General features: G+C 53.4%; 15 protein-coding genes. 4 read left to right on the forward strand and 11 right to left on the reverse strand.

Annotated features, from left to right (window positions below):
- Positions 1–960: 960 nt before the first annotated feature.
- From sigF to R70723_RS21080, 6 genes are all read right to left on the reverse strand, one after another.
- The gene (sigF, locus tag R70723_RS21055) at positions 961–1,716 is read right to left on the reverse strand and encodes an RNA polymerase sporulation sigma factor SigF (protein WP_039875115.1); all 756 of its coding nucleotides are present in this window, start codon (positions 1,714–1,716) and stop codon (positions 961–963) included.
- Positions 1,717–1,727: 11 nt separating this feature from the next.
- Entirely contained in the window at positions 1,728–2,183 is a 456-nt protein-coding gene (gene spoIIAB, locus R70723_RS21060; RefSeq protein ID WP_039875117.1) for an anti-sigma F factor, read from the reverse strand.
- The gene (gene spoIIAA / locus R70723_RS21065; RefSeq protein ID WP_039875119.1) at positions 2,180–2,533 is read right to left on the reverse strand and encodes an anti-sigma F factor antagonist; all 354 of its coding nucleotides are present in this window, start codon (positions 2,531–2,533) and stop codon (positions 2,180–2,182) included. Before spoIIAA ends, spoIIAB begins: the two co-directional genes overlap by 4 nt.
- 173 nt (positions 2,534–2,706) lie before the next feature.
- Positions 2,707–3,903, reverse strand: a complete 1,197-nt coding sequence (locus tag R70723_RS21070; RefSeq protein WP_372238242.1) for a D-alanyl-D-alanine carboxypeptidase family protein — start codon at positions 3,901–3,903, stop codon at positions 2,707–2,709.
- 172 nt (positions 3,904–4,075) lie between these two features.
- Complete coding sequence (locus tag R70723_RS21075; protein ID WP_052421409.1) at positions 4,076–4,501, reverse strand: hypothetical protein; 426 nt, start codon at positions 4,499–4,501, stop codon at positions 4,076–4,078.
- A 100-nt stretch (positions 4,502–4,601) separates the two neighbouring features.
- A complete protein-coding gene (locus R70723_RS21080) occupies positions 4,602–5,612 on the reverse strand; it encodes an acyltransferase family protein (RefSeq protein ID WP_039875120.1) in 1,011 nt (336 codons plus the stop codon).
- Positions 5,613–6,001: 389 nt separating this feature from the next.
- Here R70723_RS21080 and R70723_RS21085 point away from each other — a divergent pair, with 389 nt between their 5' ends.
- The 4 genes from R70723_RS21085 (at position 6,002) to R70723_RS21100 (ending at position 9,304) form a co-directional block, all read left to right on the forward strand.
- Positions 6,002–6,316, forward strand: coding sequence for a helix-turn-helix domain-containing protein (locus tag R70723_RS21085; protein ID WP_052421141.1), 315 nt, complete (start codon positions 6,002–6,004; stop codon positions 6,314–6,316).
- Positions 6,317–6,321: 5 nt separating this feature from the next.
- Positions 6,322–7,254, forward strand: coding sequence for an IS3 family transposase (locus R70723_RS21090; RefSeq protein WP_052421140.1), 933 nt, complete (start codon positions 6,322–6,324; stop codon positions 7,252–7,254).
- Between the two features lie 345 nt (positions 7,255–7,599).
- The gene (locus tag R70723_RS21095) at positions 7,600–8,193 is read left to right on the forward strand and encodes an RNA polymerase sigma factor (protein ID WP_039875121.1); all 594 of its coding nucleotides are present in this window, start codon (positions 7,600–7,602) and stop codon (positions 8,191–8,193) included.
- Complete coding sequence (locus R70723_RS21100) at positions 8,159–9,304, forward strand: DUF4179 domain-containing protein (RefSeq protein ID WP_039875122.1); 1,146 nt, start codon at positions 8,159–8,161, stop codon at positions 9,302–9,304. Before R70723_RS21095 ends, R70723_RS21100 begins: the two co-directional genes overlap by 35 nt.
- Positions 9,305–9,409: 105 nt before the next feature.
- Here the strand turns inward: R70723_RS21100 and R70723_RS21105 are convergent, their stop codons facing one another.
- The 5 genes from R70723_RS21105 to R70723_RS21125 all read right to left on the reverse strand — a co-directional run bounded on the left by R70723_RS21105 (position 9,410) and on the right by R70723_RS21125 (position 18,488).
- Positions 9,410–13,060 carry a glycosyl hydrolase 115 family protein gene (locus tag R70723_RS21105; protein WP_047171184.1) on the reverse strand — a complete coding sequence of 1,217 codons (3,651 nt, stop codon included), beginning with the start codon at positions 13,058–13,060 and terminating at the stop codon, positions 9,410–9,412.
- A gap of 214 nt (positions 13,061–13,274) precedes the next feature.
- Positions 13,275–14,240, reverse strand: a complete 966-nt coding sequence (locus tag R70723_RS21110) for an ABC transporter ATP-binding protein (RefSeq protein ID WP_039875124.1) — start codon at positions 14,238–14,240, stop codon at positions 13,275–13,277.
- Complete coding sequence (locus tag R70723_RS21115) at positions 14,237–15,214, reverse strand: ABC transporter ATP-binding protein (protein WP_039875126.1); 978 nt, start codon at positions 15,212–15,214, stop codon at positions 14,237–14,239. The genes R70723_RS21110 and R70723_RS21115 overlap by 4 nt, the downstream gene beginning before the upstream one ends.
- Positions 15,215–15,476: 262 nt before the next feature.
- Entirely contained in the window at positions 15,477–16,757 is a 1,281-nt protein-coding gene (locus R70723_RS21120) for a M20 family metallopeptidase (protein ID WP_039875128.1), read from the reverse strand.
- Positions 16,758–16,889: 132 nt separating this feature from the next.
- Positions 16,890–18,488, reverse strand: a complete 1,599-nt coding sequence (locus tag R70723_RS21125; protein ID WP_179088097.1) for an ABC transporter substrate-binding protein — start codon at positions 18,486–18,488, stop codon at positions 16,890–16,892.
- Positions 18,489–18,533: the final 45 nt, after the last annotated feature.

The raw sequence follows: 18,533 nt of genomic DNA on the forward strand, positions 1-18,533 counted from the left end.
TCCGGGATGTTGTTATACATGCACATAGAAAGGGCCATCCCTATCATAAACGATGATTTTACCGGTGTCTGTGCTATGCGAAGGCTCAATCGCATGTTTTCTCTTTCAACTATTCTGGCTGGGCTGTACACGGGCAGAAGATGAGGAGTGTCTTGCAACATGGGTACTACAAGCAGATTCTAACGGACCCACACGCTCTTATTTTCGCTAAAACCAACCTTTAGTAGCTTCAACGGACTCAGATGCTCTTATCTGCGGTGATTTACGCCAAGAACGTCGGTTTGGGAGGAAATAGCGGCGCTGGGGTCCGTTAGAAATCTGAAAGGTGCTCCAGAGTGAAAATAAGGGCTGTACGGTCCGTTAGCGGCCTCCGGCACCTTCTTCAGCTGCTGGAGCATCCAGCTCAATAGTGCGGATGCAGCACAGGTTCCGCGTTGAATTCGGTTACTAAAGCGCCTAACCGCAGTATTGACTCCTCTCCAAGTTCCAAAAGCAAAAAAAACCGCCCCTCCCGAGGCGGTTTAAACCGTACCGTATACTGCACCCGTCACATCATTCCCCATACCTTGCTCCAAGCATCATACTGCGCACCCGGTTTTACACTTACTGGTTACTCTCAATACTTACGTTACTTACTACTCTTATCCTAACTGCCCGGCATTGGCGCTTACTTCTGCACTTGACCTAAACGCTTATGCTACTTACTACTCTCGTCCCGGCTGCTCCGCCATTGACGCTCACTTCTACCCTTGACCTAATCACACTCGGCCTTTCCAGATACTTGTTACTCATGTCCTTACACTCTCAGTCTTGCGCTTCCTAGCCACACAGTGATCGTTCTTACGTTGTTACACGCACAAGAATCACCTGTACTCACTGTCCCAATCCTGCACTCACTTTTACTTTCGCTCTTACCATTGTTCCTGCGTGACTCCCAATCCGCTACGCTCCCTGCCCATCTTACTGGGCAATCTGCTCCCGGATGTTCGCGAGGATCTTTTTCTCCAGCCTCGATACCTGCACCTGCGAGATGCCGAGGCGGCTGGCGACTTCGGACTGGGTCTGGTCGCGGTAGTAGCGCAGGTAGACAATCAGGCGCTCGCGTTCGGTGAGCGCGCCTATGGCTTCGCTCAGCGCGAGCTTGTCGAACCAGCGCTCCTGCGACTCGTCGGCGATCTGGTCGATCAGGGTGATCGGGTCGCCGTCGTTCTCGAACACGGTCTCGTGGATCGAGGTCGGCGGCTTGTTCGCCTCCTGGGCAAACACGATTTCTTCCGGTGTTACACCAAGCGCCTCCGCAACCTCACCGATGGTCGGCAGGCGGTCCAGCGTTTTGGACATCTCGTCCTTCATCTTACGCACCTTGTTGGCCATCTCCTTGAGGGAGCGGCTGACCTTCAGGGTTCCATCGTCGCGCAGGAAGCGCTGGATCTCGCCGATAATCATCGGCACGGCGTAGGTGGAGAACTTGACCTCATAGCTGAGGTCAAATTTGTCGACGGACTTGAGCAGTCCGATACAACCGATCTGGAACAAATCATCCGGCTCGTATCCGCGGTTCATAAACCGCTGCACCACCGACCAGACGAGCCGGATGTTGCAGCTTACGAGCGTGTCGCGGGCCAGGTTATCCCCGGCCTGACTGAGCGCGATAAGACGTTTGACCTCCGCATCGTCCAAATAGGTCGGCGGAGCTTTTTTTGATTCAGCTTCCATGGCTCCAACCCCTAATTGTATAAAGCTTTTTTGGAGACGATTGTTTTCTTCATGGAGATAGAAGTGCCCCGGCCCGGCTCGCTGGTTACTTCGAAACCATCCATGAAGTTCTCCATAATGGTAAAGCCCATTCCCGACCGCTCCAGCTCCGGCTTGGACGTGTACAGCGGCTGCTGTGCCAGCTCCAGATCCTCAATCCCGTTGCCCTGATCCTCAATGGTCAGATGGACGGTTTCATGCTCGATTCTGGCCGAGATACTGACAAGCCCTTCCGGGTTGCTGTCATAGCCGTGAATAATACAGTTGGTGACCGCTTCTGATACAACCGTCTTCAGGTCATTCAGTTCATCCATAGTCGGATCAAGCCGCGAGACGAAGGCCGCTACGACGACACGCGCGAACGATTCGTTCTCCGAGAGGGCGGCAAACTGGACACTCATGAAGTTACCAGCTTCACTCTTTGTCATAACGCAACCTCCAAATCCGAGAGCGCTGCGCTCTCGTCGTCATATAGGGACATGATTTTGAACAGGCCCGACATTTCCAGCAGCCGCTTCACCGGTGCGGTTGCATCGCAGACTGCCATTTTACCGCCCTTGCTGCGGATCAGCTTGTACCTTCCTAGAATGACACCGAGACCCGAGCTGTCCATGAACTGCAGCTCCTTCAGGCTGAGAATCAGATGCTCGACCTGGCCCCGCATAATGGCTTCATCCATTTCCATCCGAACATAATCGGCTGCGTGATGATCCAGCTCTCCATACAAACGGACAACCAGCACACCCCGGTGATGCTCCATCTCCACATGGGAATTCATACTTGCCACTCTCCTCTTCGTTGCTTTCAAACCGCCCTGTAACCATTGCTTTCCCCTACAAGGACAAGGTTTTCTACACGGCAAAGAGTGATTCCTGCCTCGCGACAAAACTAGAAGAAAACCCCCATGAATCTACAGAAGTCACAGGGGGAATCTACAAAATACACGCTATATTAATCAATCGTAAACAGCGAGCCTGCAGTCCGCTTGAACAGCTTCCACCAGCCGGCCTTAGCCACATCCTCGCCTGCTTTCAGCTCATACTCCTTGATGACGCTTGTGCCCTGGTAGACAACCAGCTTCCCGATGGTCTGATCTGCGGCGACCGGCGCCTTGATATCCTCCTGCAGCACGACCTCGTTGCGGATGCCTTCCTGGGTAACGCCCTTCTTGAGCAGCACGCTGTACGTTTCCTTGGCGGTGACCGGCAGCTCCTTTTTAACGCCTTTTTCAATCTTCAGGGTGCCGATGGCATCTCCGGATTTATAGATCGTATGCATCTTATACTGGGAAAAGAGATAGTCGAACATGCCCGACACCTCGCTGTTTCGCGTCTTGGTGTTCGGTTCCCCCAGCACCACGGCAACGGCGCGCAGCCCGTCTCTGGCCGCAGTGGCCGAGAGGCAGAACTTGGCTTCGGACGTATATCCGGTCTTCAGGCCGTCTGCACCGGTATAAAAACGCACCAGCTTGTTCGTGTTAACCAGCCAGAACGGCTTCTCCGTATCCTTGCGCAGATAGTCCTGGTAGGAGCCGGTATATTTGATGATCCGTTCATGCTTCAGGAGCTCCCGGCTGATGACGGCAATGTCATGAGCGGATGAATAATGGTTCTCCGCAGGCAGCCCGTTACAGTTGGCAAAGTGGGTATCCTTCAGGCCCAGCTCCTCCGCTTTGCTGTTCATCATGTCGACAAAGGCGCTCTCTGATCCGGCAATCTTCTCCGCCATCGCCACAGAGGCATCATTACCGGAAGCCATTGCGATGCCCTTGAGCATCTCATCGACGCTCATCTCTTCACCGGGCTCCAGAAAAATCTGCGAACCGCCCATCGAGGCGGCATATTCACTGGTCCGCACCATGTCGGTCAATTGCAGACGGCCTTCATCCAGCGCCTCCACCGTAAGCAGCATCGTCATAATTTTGGTGATGCTTGCCGGCGGCAGCTTGTCGTGACTGTTTTTTTCGTAAATGATTGTGCCGGTCCCCGCATCCATCAGGATGGCAGAGCGCGCATTCGGGGCGAGATCTGCAGCAGCGGCGGTATTGCCGGTGCCTTTAGCCTTTTCCTCCGCTGCAGCACCTCCGGCCGCTCCCAGTACGGAAACAGCGATACACAGCATAAGCGTTAACATACGTATTTTTCTCAAAATAGTTCCCCTCCTGAACATTACCTTCATTTCACAGGTACTGTATTCCAGTCTGGTCAGAAAGGCAGGAAATTATTCCAGTTTTCTATATAAAAAAAGGGCCTTCCCTGCGTCCTCACGGATTCTGCAGAGAAAGCCCCTTTGCTGTTCACTCCAGGCAAGACCAGGAGCATTAGCCCCCGATTGCCATTGCGCTGAAAATAACCGGTCCAACCACAGTTGCAGTAGAATTGGCATCTTGATTCTCAACGATCAGCTGATAGTTTTGCGTACCTGCCGGCACGTTGATGTCTACCATGTGCAGGGAGATAATACCGTGATCATTAAAGAGATCTTCATATTCTACACGAGCATAAAAAATCTCCGAGCCTGCACGCCAGATGCGCACAAGGATGTTCGGCGTATCGAGCAGCACATTCACACCAATCGTCGCCTTGAGTTCAACCTTGTTCGGAAAATGCGCCGGTACCGCCGGGTCAATATACACCCCTACTCCAGCGATCTGTACACCTGCAGGGGAAATTGGAACCGGAATGTTAACACCGTTAGTAATGGGGGTAACCACATGAGCATTGTAATCCAAAAGTGTTTTTACCACAATCTATCACTCCTTTTCATAGGTATGCTTCAGTATATGAAGACTATGAAAAAGAGCTTGTGCATATCTATTGATAGATTTGCCTAAATCTGTAGCAGATTCATCTACGGGCAGCACTGTATTCTACAGCCGGCAGGCTGCTGCCGCGTCCAAGGTAGAGCCTGGACACAGGCGGATAACGCCCTGCCCATTTGGCCGCCAGCAGCGGCAGCACTACGCCGACCAGTGTAAACGGGATTAGCCCGTAATCTGTACCAAGCAGCACCTTGAGGCTGTAATTCAGCGGCAGATGCAGATACATAATCGCGATTGTGTTGCGCCCCAGTCTGCCCATGAAGCCGAGCGGAAGCCGTTTAGACAATTGGTATACAGCAGCGCAGATAGTCAGCGAGATCAGCAGCGGCACCGCCAGATCCAGCAGCAGCGCATCGTAATCCTTATATTTCATATCAAGGCTGTAGCTGATGAATCCGCTGCGTTCCAGCCATAGCACAAGTGCACACAGCGGCAGCAGCAGCAGCAGCACGTAAGCACGGCTGATCAGCGCAGGAATGGCTTTTTTACCGTAAAATCCGATCGCATAATAAGTTACGGCGAGCAGGGCAACGTCGATGTTCCAGGGGAGGTTAAAGCTCTTTAGCGGCGTCAGTGCGATCAGATGAGATAGAAGGTACGCGGAGGCGATCAGAAGGATTTGGGTGCGGCGGCTGTATCTGACAATGTAACCAAAGAGCAGCTGTGTGAACAGGAGACAGGTGATGAACCAGAATACCCCGTAAGGTCCCGTCAGGGTCAAGCCCCCGTAGAGCAGCCTCGCGATATTTTCCAGGAATCCGGTGAAGTTGAGGGTATACAGCAGCATCCCGGCCGCAATCAGTAATCCGTAGGCAAAATAGGGTGTCATCAGCCCCTTCGTCCGCTTCACTGCCCAGCCGGTGTACCGCTCAGGCTCAATTGGCTTAAACACCAGACCGCTCAGCAGAAAGAACAGCGGCATCCGGAACCAGGACAGATAGTGGTTGGCACCGGCATCGCCGGAATGTCCCATCACTACAAAAATAATGCTGAAGCCCTTGGCGGCATCAATCCATAACTCACGTCGTTTTTCCACTTTTCCCTTCCAACTCCTCCCAATCCAGTTTTATTTTTAATATAATTATAGAATGATTGAATTACTTGTTCAAATTTTAATGAATATTTTCATGCAGTTTCAGAAAGTTAACTTCAGTTAACAACCTGTTATATACAAAAAAATGAGGCGTTGAGCCTAGAACCGGGACTTTTACCGTTATTTTCACGCCTCGGCTCACTTTCCGGGCTAACAACGGGACTTTTACCGTTATTTTCACGCCTCGGCCCACTTTCCGGGCTAACAACGGGACTTTTACCGTTATTTTCACGCCTCGGCTCACTTTCCAGGCTAACCTCCACAGCCCCCTAAAGAAGTTGGAGTCCTCCCCCACAAAAATGTAGACTAGATACAGGAGGAGGATGAACGGTATGGGACACTTAACAGGAACAAGAGAGAAGGCCGCGCAAGAGGTGTTGTCTGGCATTAAGGCAGCGGTGGTTGCCCGAAAGTATGGAGTGACCCCATCGACGGTGAATCAGTGGGTGAGAGATTACCGGGAAGCCCATGGGGAACAAGATCATCCGTATCCCCAAGATCAGGTGGAGGAACTGAAACGCCTGCTGGATGTCGAGCAGAAATACGAGAAGGCTGTGAAGATCCTCGGTGAAAAGGAGCTAGAGATTGAGATTTTGCGTGAACTGCTAAAAAAGCCAACCCCTGCTTATCCGAAAAAATCGAGGTAGCCGATATGTTCATTAAGCAGGGGAATAAAGCAGCGTTGGTACTACGTCTCGTGGGGCTAGCAGAGTCTACGTATTACGACCGTAAGAAACGCAAGTCACAGGATGCCCAGGCCGTACCTCAGGGGCGCGGAAGACCCGTACCCGGCTATTCCCTGACCGAGTCTGGAGAGAAGATTAGCGACGGGCAGATCCAGGAAATGCTTCTGGAACTGGTCGCTGGAGAAGAGCACGTGTACGGGTACAAGCTCCTGGCCAAGTGCTTATGGAACCAGCACAGCCTTAAGCTCAATCACAAGAAAAGCTACCGGCTGTGTCAGGCGCTGGAGATCCTGCAGCCCCAGCGTCACAAGCGCTTTAAGCATCCCCGGAAGCTGCCGGAGAACCGGGTTATTACCGGAGCGGGTCAGCTCTGGCAGATGGACATTAAGTACGGGTACGTGGCGGGCCGGGACCGGCATTTCTTCGTCCTGAGCATTATCGATGTGTTTACCCGTGTCATCGTCGGCTACCACCGCGGATCGTCGTGTGAGGCCAAGCACGCCTGCCAGACGCTGGGACGCGCCATGGAGCAGCACTGCGCCCAGGACAGTGCACGCCCGGTGATCCGCACCGACAACGGCCCACAGTTCGTCAGCCACCTGTTTGGTGACATGTGTGAAAGCTGGGAAATGACTCATGAACGCATTCCGCCTCGAACACCGGATTTAAATGCTTTTATTGAATCGTTCCACAGTAATATTGATCGGGATTTGTTCCGTAAAGAGGCATTCGAAACGTTCGACGAGGCCTATGAAGCCGTGGACCGGTACATGGATTTCTACAACAACCGGAGAATGCACACCAGCCTTCGCAACATGCCACCGGTTGAATTTTCAGAGTGGGTCATGGGCCTAGAAGACCGGTCCGCCTTCTTCTGGCCGAGGAAAAAAGCGAAATAAAGAGCATAGCTACGACAAGTACCGGTTTTATACTGAGGACTCCGGGATAAGGGGGTCTCACCGTAACAACGGGACTTTTACCGTTATTTTCACGCCTTGGCTCACTTTCCGGGCTAACAACGGGACTTTTACCGTTATTTTCACGCCTCGGCCCACTTTCCGGGCTAACACGGCTAATCGGGAGCTATACCTTTGCCTGTAATCTATGTACGTCCGGTCCGTTAAGCAATAGGAAGCATGAAACGTTCTGTGCCCTCATTCATTCTCTGCCGGTAAAACAAATCATGTCACGAAACGATGCTCTGGGCTTGTTATATAGGTATCAGACCATAGGAGGTGAAAAGCGTGCAATTAACCGTCCCCGGGGAAGCGGACGAAAGGAAGCTGATGATTGAGCAGGCTGTAGAAGCTGTGAAGGCAGGTAACAAGCAGTCCTACGAGACTATTATTAAGCTGTTTGAACGGCAGATGTATACTTACTGTTTTTATATTCTCAAGAATCATACGGAAACAGAAGATGCTGTCCAGGAGATCTTTATCCGTGCCTATGCAAACCTTCACCGCTATAGCAGCAGAACTTCCTTTTCAGCCTGGATTTACAAGCTGGCCTATCATCATTTAATGAATTTGAAGCATAAAAAGGGCCGCTGGCTCAGGCTGATTGAGCATTACAAGGAGCAGCAGAGGCAGCAGCAGGTTCCATTAACCGATTCGATTACTCAGGAGCTGCTGATCTATCTAACCATAGAGGAACGTCATATCCTGCTTCTAAAAGCTGTAGAGCAATACACCTTTGAAGAGATTGGCGGGATTATGGGAATCGGGGCAGCTACAGTCCGCAAAAAATATGAACGGCTGCGCAAAAAGCTGATAGAACGCGCAGACCAAAAAGGAGCGAGGGTCCATGGGACAATATCAGGAGCAAACAAACCATTCTGAAATGGATGTTATTGAACAAAGAATCCGCGAGTCTGTTGTACCCAAGCGGGAATTGAGCACTTACATTATGCATAAGATCGGGGAGAGCGAGATGAATAGAACAACCGCAAGAGCTTCAAATTCCAAATCCAGATTCCTTAAGAAAACAGCAATTGCCGCGTCCGTGGCTGTAGTGCTTGGCGCAGGTACTATCGGTGCAGGTTTTGTATCGCCGGTAATGGCAGAAACGCTGAAGAAAATTCCGGGCATCAGCCTTATTTATCAAGGTACAAGCCCGCAATCGGTAGATCTGGCGATTGCCCGGGGGATATTATCAGAGCCTGAGAAAAGTGTTACCCACGGCGGAAATACACTGAAGCTGACCAATCTGCTCTATGACGGTACACGGCTGTCCCTCCTGCTGGAGTATGAAGGCGGGTTGGACCTTGCCGAGCGAAGTTTAGGGGCTATCATTGAACCTCCGGTATTCCTGGCAGACGGACAGCCAATCAAATTTACCAAAGGGATGTTAGGCGATGTCCCTTATCATGACAATACTTACCGCGCGGAGCTGACACATGGCCTCGATTTACCTGACGAATTTGCGCTCACTATTCAGGCCAAGATGAAGCAGGTGGATGAAATCTTTGAATTCAACGTACCTGTAAAGCTGACTGATAACGCAATAGCGGTTAAACCAGACATTACCAGGTCGAATGGATCGTTTAGTTATACAGTCGATGAGCTGCTGGTAACCCCGGTGTCCACGCGTTTAATTTTACACAGTCAGGGCGAGGTCCCTCATTCTAATGAGCAAACAGGTGAATATAGCGCCAGCAAAGTGTATTACGAGCTTGTAGATGATCAGGGGAATTCTCTTGACCCGAACATCTTCGGCTTTTATAACAGCAAACCGGGGTCATCAGATCAGGTCAATGAGCTGTATGCCCCATTTGCCGCTGCAACAAAGTCCGTAACCATTAAACCCTTTACGCTAACCGTTAAGAATGATGATCACAGCATTGTCGGGCAAAAGAAAGACAGTAACGGCAACCTGCTGCCCGGAATCCATAATCAGGGAGAACGGACTTACCTGCAGGATCTTGAAGTCACAGTTCCGCTCCAGCCTTAATTCTATAAAAAATGAAGCAGCGGCAGCCGGACTTATTAAGTCTCAGGCTGCCGCTGCTGTTCAGCTATTCTTCCTGTACGGAAGCGAAAGGCAGTGTAACGCCTTTTATTGTCTGGCTGAATCCTGCCACTGTGCATCCACCGGCGGAAGCTCATCTCCAGCGGTGAGATAGATCCGGTCTACCCGGAGCTGGGATTCGCAGGCCAGTATGGACAGCGTGTGCTCACCTGAGCTGATCTCCAGATCAGAGATATGGCACCAGTAATACACTTGAGCGGTATTGTAGGTATGCAGCACTCCGCCGCCGAACTGCTCCGTCAACGGCTGTACAGCACCGTCAAGTGCCAGGTAGCAGGAATCGGACCGGAAGTTATGATGTCTGACCAGCAGCCATGCGTGATAGACGCCCGGAGTATGGACGCTGATCCGGTAATGCATGCCTGGTGCGGCAGCAGGCTCCTCCCACTTTAAGCCGGCGTCAGCTACATGCATGGCGAAGCCGGTTCTGCCGTTCGTTTCAGCCTGCAGGTGGCTCCAGGTCAGGCTGTTATCCTCTGCGGCAGGCGTCAGATATGCATGCTCCGAGTCCGCAAGGGCGTATTCGGCCTCAATGGCGATTACACCGTCCTTCTCAGTAAAGCTGCCTGAACCGAAGGCTTCAACAATATTCTTTTCATCCGTACGCTTCCACAGCCTATCATAACGCGCATCCCCCAGTCTTGTCTGAGGTTGAGGACTGCACTTCTGGAAGATCAGATCAAACCGTTCCTCAAAAAAGGCTCTGTCCGTGTACAGGACCGACGGCAGCGTCACCTCTTCCTTCTGCGTACTGTAAAACCCGCTGCACAGCGCCTCTACTTCCTTCCAGTCCACCTGCGGACTCTCCGCGCCGTTGCCGGCAGCCTGCTGCTGGCCCGAAGCGCTGGTTGCCGGACCCAGATTAGATTCAACTCTCTCACCGGTATACAGCACCAGCTTGGAGAGGGTTACATAATTATCAGCAGTGTACAGCTTGAGCGTATGTGCCCCGGCCTCCATATACGGCAGCTTCACCAGCAGCTTTTCCCCGTTATCCATAATGCTCTGCTGCCAGCTGCCCTTCCATTCATCTTTCGTATCCGACTCTACCAGCACCGGCTCTCCATCATCTATACCTGCACCGAAGCGGATTCTGCCTGTTGAATTGAGTGTCAGGAAACGGTGAATTTCCAGAACGTATTCTCCGCCCTGCTCCACGTAAATGTCATACCCTACGGATGCATTGTCCTGCAGCGCTCCTTCCGGAGGCTGACCTACGGGATGCCAGGCCATTATTGCAGTTCCCTCGTATCTGGCCAGACCCTGAACCGGTAACCAGGCGGACTGCAGCTCTCCGGCGTGATCAGCTGAACTGGAGCTGTGATGATAGCCGTCAGCCGGAATGGACACATATCCGTCTGCTTCTATATATCCGGCGAAACCCTCCGGAATGGCCGGAGCCCCTTCAACCTCCACCTTAATAGAGCTGACAGCGCCGTTTCTGTGATCACGGATAACGATGAGACCACCTTTACCGGCATGGGCCGCGGGCTCATGGACCGTAACCAGAATCCGCTGCTCGGTCTGCAGGGTCCCTTCCGTCTCGGATAAGCCGATCCAGTCCGCCCCCTCCTGAACCTCCAGCGTATAAGGAATGCTGCCCGCTCCCTGGTTGCCGAGCTCAATCCACTTCTCCCGCCGGCCGTAGACCGAGAAGCGCAGTGACTCCTCCCCGTTCCAGAGGTCCGTCCGCAGGCTGCTTCCCGAGATTTGCAGAGCCGGCTTCCGCACCGGGTACAGCGCAGTCGGCGGAGGCGGGAAGCTTTCGGGAGTAAGCATGCCTTCCCATTTGCCGCCGCTCAGCTTACGGTCATAGAAATGCAGCATCCGCCGCTTATTGTCCAGCATCTCCGCCGAAAGCTCCGAATACCGGTCTGCCGCCTGCATGTTGCCGCGTTCATAGGACAGCACACTGCGGTCGGCATAATAAAACTCATGGTTGGTGTAGTAGGAGGCATGGATTTTCATCAGAAGCAGCTGGAAAAAGGCGGCCTGCTCCTTCTGCGGCAGACTGTGCAGAATGGCATTGCCCCGTCTGTAAAGGTCCTCCAGCAGCAGCAGCCTGCGGCCTGCCTCATCCCCGTAGGCAGTCTGCGAGAATACACCGGGCTGCATATGCTCGATTTTGCGTACATTTGTCGCCTGGGCAAAGGCTGTATACAGCTCTGCAGCCTCGGCTCCGTGTCCGCCGGAGAAGTTGGAGTTAATCCAATGCTCTGTGAATGCCTGCGGGTCCTTCGTTATACCTTCCGCTTTACCCGCCTCCCAGCCGTACCGTACAAAATACTCCAGGTCCTGCTCCACCGGCTTCAAGCCGCCGACATTCAGCACCCATACTTTGCGGATGCCCGATTCCCAGGATTTCTTCAGCTCATTTCCCGTCTGCGCGAGCGGGATGGAATTGATGAACAGGTAGCTCATCCCCGTACCCGGAGCGGCCCAGTAGGAGCCATGGAAATACAGCCCGTTCCCGCCGCTGCGGCTGCGTTCGGCTGCCGAAGGATAACGGCGCATATGGCCGAAATTGTCGTTCGCCCAGATCAGGGTCAGATCCTCCGGCAGCTCCAGCCCCTGGTCATACAGCGACAATACCTCTTTATAGGGTACGAAGGTCTGCAGGGCCGCCAGCCCCTTTTCCTCACCCAGCACCTCTAAAAGCAGCTGCCGCTGATCACGGACCACCTGTCCGAGCAGCTTGACCTTGGCCTCCTTCTTCTGCTCCTTGCTCAGGGAATCGTCCTCATCGATAGCCCGGGTATGGAAGCCCGAATCATGTATGCCCCGCATCCCCATGGTGAAGCAGACCTCGTAATTCCGGTTCTGCTCGATGCTTTCCCGCCAGTATTCCTGGAGAATCTCCCGGTTACGGCCTTCAATGGAATAATCGTATTCGGCATCTGTGTAGCCCTTACTTTCAAGCCAAGGCGTCCACTCATTCTGGTTGCTGCGCAGCAGCATGTCACAGTGGGAGGTGCCGACAACAACACCCATCCGCTCCGCCAGCGCACCATTCTCCGGATTGCCGTTAAAATAATTGACGTGCATCGCCGGCCAGATGTAGTTCGCCTTCAGGCGGAGCAGCAGCTCGAAGATATGGCTGTAGGCCACCGGCCCGATCGTCCCGTCCGGTGTATGCAGCCTGGCCCAGTCCTCCAGCTCCTCTTCATCGTTGAGGAAAATGCCCCGGTACTGCACAGAAGGCCAGTCAGCCTTGCTAAAATCTGCAGGCACATTATACGAGCTCTTAGTCTTAACCGGGACATCACCCCAGTAATGCCAAGGGGATACACCAATTGCCTCGCACAGATCATAGATGCCAAAGATCGTTCCCCGGCGGTCGGTTCCTACAATGTAGAACACGCCTTCTGCGGCCTGCTGGAGAAAAGCTTCCCAGCGCAAAGCCCCTGCTTCTTCCTTTAACAGCGCCAAGGACAGCTCAGGATTCTGCACAGCAGCAGGAATCTGCCCGTCCTGCTCCAGTGTTGCAATAATGATGGCGCATTCATGAACCTCGCCGGAAAGGACAGCCTTACAGCCGAAGACCCGGCCGATGTCTGTAATCAGATTAGCTGCGGCGATTTGCACGGCGCTATTTTCCTGTTCAGACACGTAGATATGTACCGGCTTGCTGCCTGTGAACAGCTCCAGACGGTTATCTGTTAAATGGACTGTGTTCAAATATATCAACCTCCTATGTGCAGGCTGCACGGTTAGCTGCCTGCTTTCTGTGGGTTAACTATACCTCAACATATGACAACAAATCTTTTAATATATTGCTTTTATCGAAGTTTGTTATACTATCTTGCTGTCAAAAGACAAAAGCAGCCTTCTCCCCTGAACGGGGAGAAAAGCTGCTCTCTTTGATGCGGGCCAGCTGTATATCATAGCCGCTTTAATATAAATGGCAGGACACCTGATGGCCCGTGTCCAGCGCACGCAGCGCCGGTGCCTCGGACTTGCATCTGTCCATGGCATACGGACAGCGAGGATGGAAGGCGCAGCCGCTTGGCGGTGTCTCAGGGTTCGGCACGTCGCCGGTCAGGACGATCCGCTGCTCTTTCTGGCCCGGATTCGGCACAGGGACAGCGGACATCAGCGCTTGCGTGTACGGATGCAGCGGCTTCGCGAACAGCTCCCTGGTCGGGGCCAGCTCGACAACCCGGCCAAGATACATTACGGCCACGCGGTCGCTGATAAATTTCACGACCGACAGGTCATGGGAAATGAACATATAGGTAAGGCCGTACTGCTCCTGCAAATCCTGCATCAGATTCAGCACCTGGGCCTGGATGGATACATCCAGCGCCGATACCGGCTCGTCGCAGACAATGAATTTCGGATTCAGCGCAAGCGCCCGGGCAATCCCGATCCGCTGCCGCTGGCCGCCGGAAAATTCATGGGGAAAGCGGTGGGCCTGATAGGGGGACAGGCCCACCACCTCCATCAGCTGCTCGACGCGGCTTTTCAGCTCGCCGGAGGAGGACGCGGAGCCATGGGTCCGCAGCGGCTCCTCCAGGATACGCTGGACAGTCCAGCGCGGGTCAAGCGAAGCATAAGGGTCCTGGAATACCATTTGCATATCAGTCCGGAAGCGGCGCAGCTGCTCCGTGTTCAGGCTGCGCACATCCGTACCGTTAAACATAATCTCGCCTTCAGTCGGTTCAATCAGCCGCAGGATGGCCCGGCCGGTCGTAGACTTGCCGCAGCCGGACTCGCCGACAACAGCCAGCGTTTCACCCTGCTCGACGGATAAAGTGATCCCGTCCACCGCTTTGACAGCGCCGACCTGCTTCGAGAAGAAGCCTTTGCGAATCGGGTAATGCTTTTTCAGATTGCGGACCTCAAGTAATGTGCTCATATGACTCCCTCCTCCTGCAAAAGACACCTGCAGGTATGGCCAGGCTGGATTTCGACCAGCTCCGGGCGTTCCGTCAGGCAGCGCTCAACCGCAACCGGACAGCGCGGCGCAAACCGGCAGCCCGCCGGCAGATTAGCCGGATTCGGCACCTGGCCGGGAATCGAGGTCAGGCGGTCGCTGTCTCCGGCAAGCTGGGGCAGCGAAGCCAGCAGCCCCCGGGTATACGGATGCAGCGGCGTATTGTACAAGGTGGCGACATCTGTCTCTTCAACGATCTGGCCGGCATACATAATGACAACCCGGTCGCACATCTCGGCAACGACGCCGAGGTCATGGGTGATCATCAGGATGGACATGCCTTCCTTCTCCTGCAGCTCGCGCATCAGATCGAGAATCTGCGCCTGAATCGTTACGTCGAGCGCCGTCGTCGGCTCATCGGCGATCAGCAGCTGGGGATTACAGACCATTGCCATCGCGATCATCACGCGCTGGCGCATCCCGCCGGAGAGCTGGTGGGCATACTGCTCGGCAATCTTTTCCGGACGGGGAATACCGACCTTGCGCAGCATTTCAATTGCCCGTTCGTTCGCTTCTTTTCTGCCCAGCTTCAGATGGTAGCGGGCCGATTCAGAAATTTGCCGGCCGATCTTGAATACCGGATTGAGTGAGGTCATCGGCTCCTGAAAAATCATCGCAATCCGGTTACCGCGGATATTACGCACCTCTTTTGCGGGCATCTCCAGCATATCCTTACCCTCAAAACGGATCTGGCCGGAGGCGATCCGGCTGATCCGCTTAGGCAGGAGCTGCATGATCGACAGCGAGGTAATGCTTTTTCCGCAGCCGGATTCACCTACAATGCCAAGCGTCTCCCCCTTGCGCACTGACAGACTGATGCCGTCCACCGCGCGGATTGTACCTGCCGCTGTTTTGAACTCGGTGCATAGCCCTGATACTTCCAGCAGTTCTGCCATGATTGCCCCTCCTTTATTTCTGTATCTTGCTTATAATAAAATTCCGTATAGATTAAACTGATGTCTTTATGTTTTGGGATTGCCGTGACTCCAGAGAATGTTTGGACTTCCGGCCGCTGTTGTCTGCAGATTTCCTGATTTAATCCGCTGTTCGCGGTTGAAATCCGCAGACAAAGGCGGTCGCTCACGCTCCTCCAGTTCCAAAATTCCCCTCCGCCACTTTTCCCTTAATTTAAATTTTTAAGTTCAATCTATACGCTCATTATTCGCTTTCTTCCACACCCAGATATTTAAGAGCAGTGAGCGCATAGACTTTGGCGCACTGGATGATCTGCCAGACCGGCGCTTTTTCATTGAAGTTATGGATGGTTGACAGCTCGGCCGGTCCGTATTGCAGCACGGGAATGTTATGGGTCCGGAAATGACGCGCATCGCTTGAAGCCCATTGCAGTACACCGTAGGCTTCCTCTCCGCTGACTTCGCAGATGCTCTGTACCAGATCGCTGACAACCGGCTCCTCGGGAGCTGTCCAGTTGGCGTTGCCCTGGAAGCCGAAGCCTTTTACCTCGGATTCAATGCCAGCTTCAAGCAGCAGGGACCGGGCACGGTCCAGCACATCACGGTAATCTACACCGAACGGTACTCGGGAATCGACTTGGATCGTGCAGCGGTCCGCCACAACGTTCACTTTGGTTCCGCCCTGAATCGTCCCGATGTTCACTGTTACATGATCGAACACCTGGTAAGCAACTTCACCGTATTCTTCGCGCTGCTTCACATAGTCCTGCGAGATGCGGATGATCTCCTTGACTTCCTCCGGAATATCCGGCTTGATGTCCCACAGGCGCTGCAGCGCCTCGATTCCTTTGGCAGCCTTAACGATCGCGCTATCCCCGACGACCGGTGACAGGCTGCCGTGGCCCGGCGTGCCTTCAACAGTGAATTCGAACCAGCAGCTGCCCTTCTGCCCGATAGTCGGATTCAGCGGACCGGACGGCTCGGCGATAACCGCTGCCGTTCCAGAGATCAGCCCGCGCTCCAGCACCCACGGCACACCCAGATGGCCGCCTGTTTCCTCGTCCGGCACGATCAGCAGTGACAGGTCGCCTTTTAGCGGAACACCCAGCTTGGCCAGCAGGGTTGTTGCGTAGATCAGTCCGGCTAGCCCGGCCTTCATATCGGAAGCGCCTCTGCCGAGCAGATAACCGTCAACAATATCGCCGCAGAACGGATCAAACTCCCAGCGGGAGCGGTCACCGGCAGGAACAACGTCGGTGTGGCCGCAGAAAATGAGATTTTTGCCGGACGGCTCATCTGCTCCCGAACTCAGAGTAGAAACGAGATTAAGCATCGTATCGGTCGCCGGATGAATGCTCGTGTCGATCCCGGCCTCTTTTAAATAGCTGATAATAAAAGCACTGATGTCGCGCGAATCGCCCGGCGGGTTCTCCGAAGGAAAACGGATTAGCTGTGAGCACAGCTCCAGTAGCTGGTCCTGCTCATCGTCAATCGCCTGCAGTATCTTGCTTTTCCAGTCTGTCATTGCCTGTTGCGCTCCTTTAGGTCCTCCTTGCTGACACTCGGGGCCAGGGAGGATTATATGAATTTGTGAAATTGAGCAAGCAGAAACGGCTGTACCGCCCTTTATAGGACGGTACCGTTTCAGCCAACCTTCTTATTGTTCAAACGACAGCGGGTAGAAGCGGATTACTTCATCCGGATAGAACGCATAGCCGCTGATCTTATTGCTCATGCCGACAATGCGGTTATATTCGTACAGGTACGCCCAAGGCGCTTCGGTTGTAATAATCTCCTGTGCCTGCTCGTAGAGCGTTGTCCGTTTGGCAGCATCTGTCTCAACGTTTGCTTCTTCCCACAGCTTGTCTACTTCTGCATTACTGTAGTTGATGTAGTTAGAAGAGCCTTTGCCATAGAGCAGGAAGCCGAGGTGGTAGCCAGGGTCATTAACAAACGATGTCCATTTCGAGATGTAAGAGGTCAGGTTATTTGTTTTCTGCTGCTCCAGGAACTGGGCACGGGCCAGCTTGTTGATGTTCATCGTTACACCGATTTTGGCCAGCTCAGCCTGAATCAGTACCGCATCATCCTCCCAGTCGTCGAAGCCGGAGCCCAGCGTGAAGTCAAAGGTAAAGCCGTCAGCATATCCGGCTTCAGCCAGCAGCTCTTTTGCTTTATCAAGGTTATGCTCGTAGACGAAGCCTGCATCGGTGAAGCCCGGCGTGTTGCTCGCTACAGAGCTTTTCATCTGCTTGGCTTGTCCGTACATAACGCCGCTCAGCAGCTCATCGTAAGGGATGGCGTAATTGATCGCCTGGCGGACTTTTACGTTGTCAAAAGGCTTCACGTTGTTGTTCATTGCGAAGAACAGAATCCGGTTGCTTGCATTGGAAGCGACCGTCAGGTCCGTGTTGCTCTGGAGGGAAGCTACGTCCTTAGGAGGAATCTCGATCGCCATGTCCACATCACCTTTATCGAGCAGCAGCACACGGTTGGAGGCTTCCTTGGTGAACTTCATAGTAACCTTGCTGAGGCTTGGCGCACCCTGCCAGTAGGACTCGTTAGCGGTAAAGACCGCTTCTGTTGCCGGGTCCCATTTCTCAAGCGTGAACGGGCCGGAGCCTGCTGCATTGGTCTTGAGGTAGTCGGCCCCCTGTGCTTCTACAGTCTTTTGATCCACAATGGAGAAGGTGTACATGGCGATGATCTGCAGGAAATTATGATTGGCGTTAGTCAGTGTAACTTCAACGGTGGAATCATCCACTACAGCTACGGATTTAATTGCGGCCATTCCATAAAGGAAGCTGCCGGAGCTTGAGTTCGCTACACGGTCAAAAGAGTACGCAACCGCCTCGGCATCCACCGGATTACCGCTTTGAAACGTCACGCCCTGCTTCAGCTTGAATGTGTATACAGTATTGTCATCCGATACTTCCCAGCTCTCAGCCAGCATCGGCTGGATGTCTTCGGTGTTGGCGATGTTAGCGCCGTCTTCGGTTTTGATGCCGTAGGTGACCAGCTGATCATATGCGGCAAGCACGAGAGTATCGGAGGTAAGGTCATTGGCTTCTGCCGGATCAAGCGTAGTGCCGCCTTCGGAATAGGCAACCGTCAGGTTGCTTTTGACAGCAGCAGCCGTTCCTGTGTTCCCTGTAGCCGCTGTGGAAGCGGGATTCGTAGGATTGGCGCTGCTTGCGCAGCCGGCGAGCATAATGGAAAAAGCGACGAGCGTGGACATCAGTTTGAATCTTTTCATCAGTAGTTCCTCCCTTTTCTATATCCTGCCTGCAAAATAACACGG

Source organism: Paenibacillus sp. FSL R7-0273, assembly GCF_000758625.1.
In the GTDB taxonomy this organism is placed as follows: domain Bacteria; phylum Bacillota; class Bacilli; order Paenibacillales; family Paenibacillaceae; genus Paenibacillus_AQ.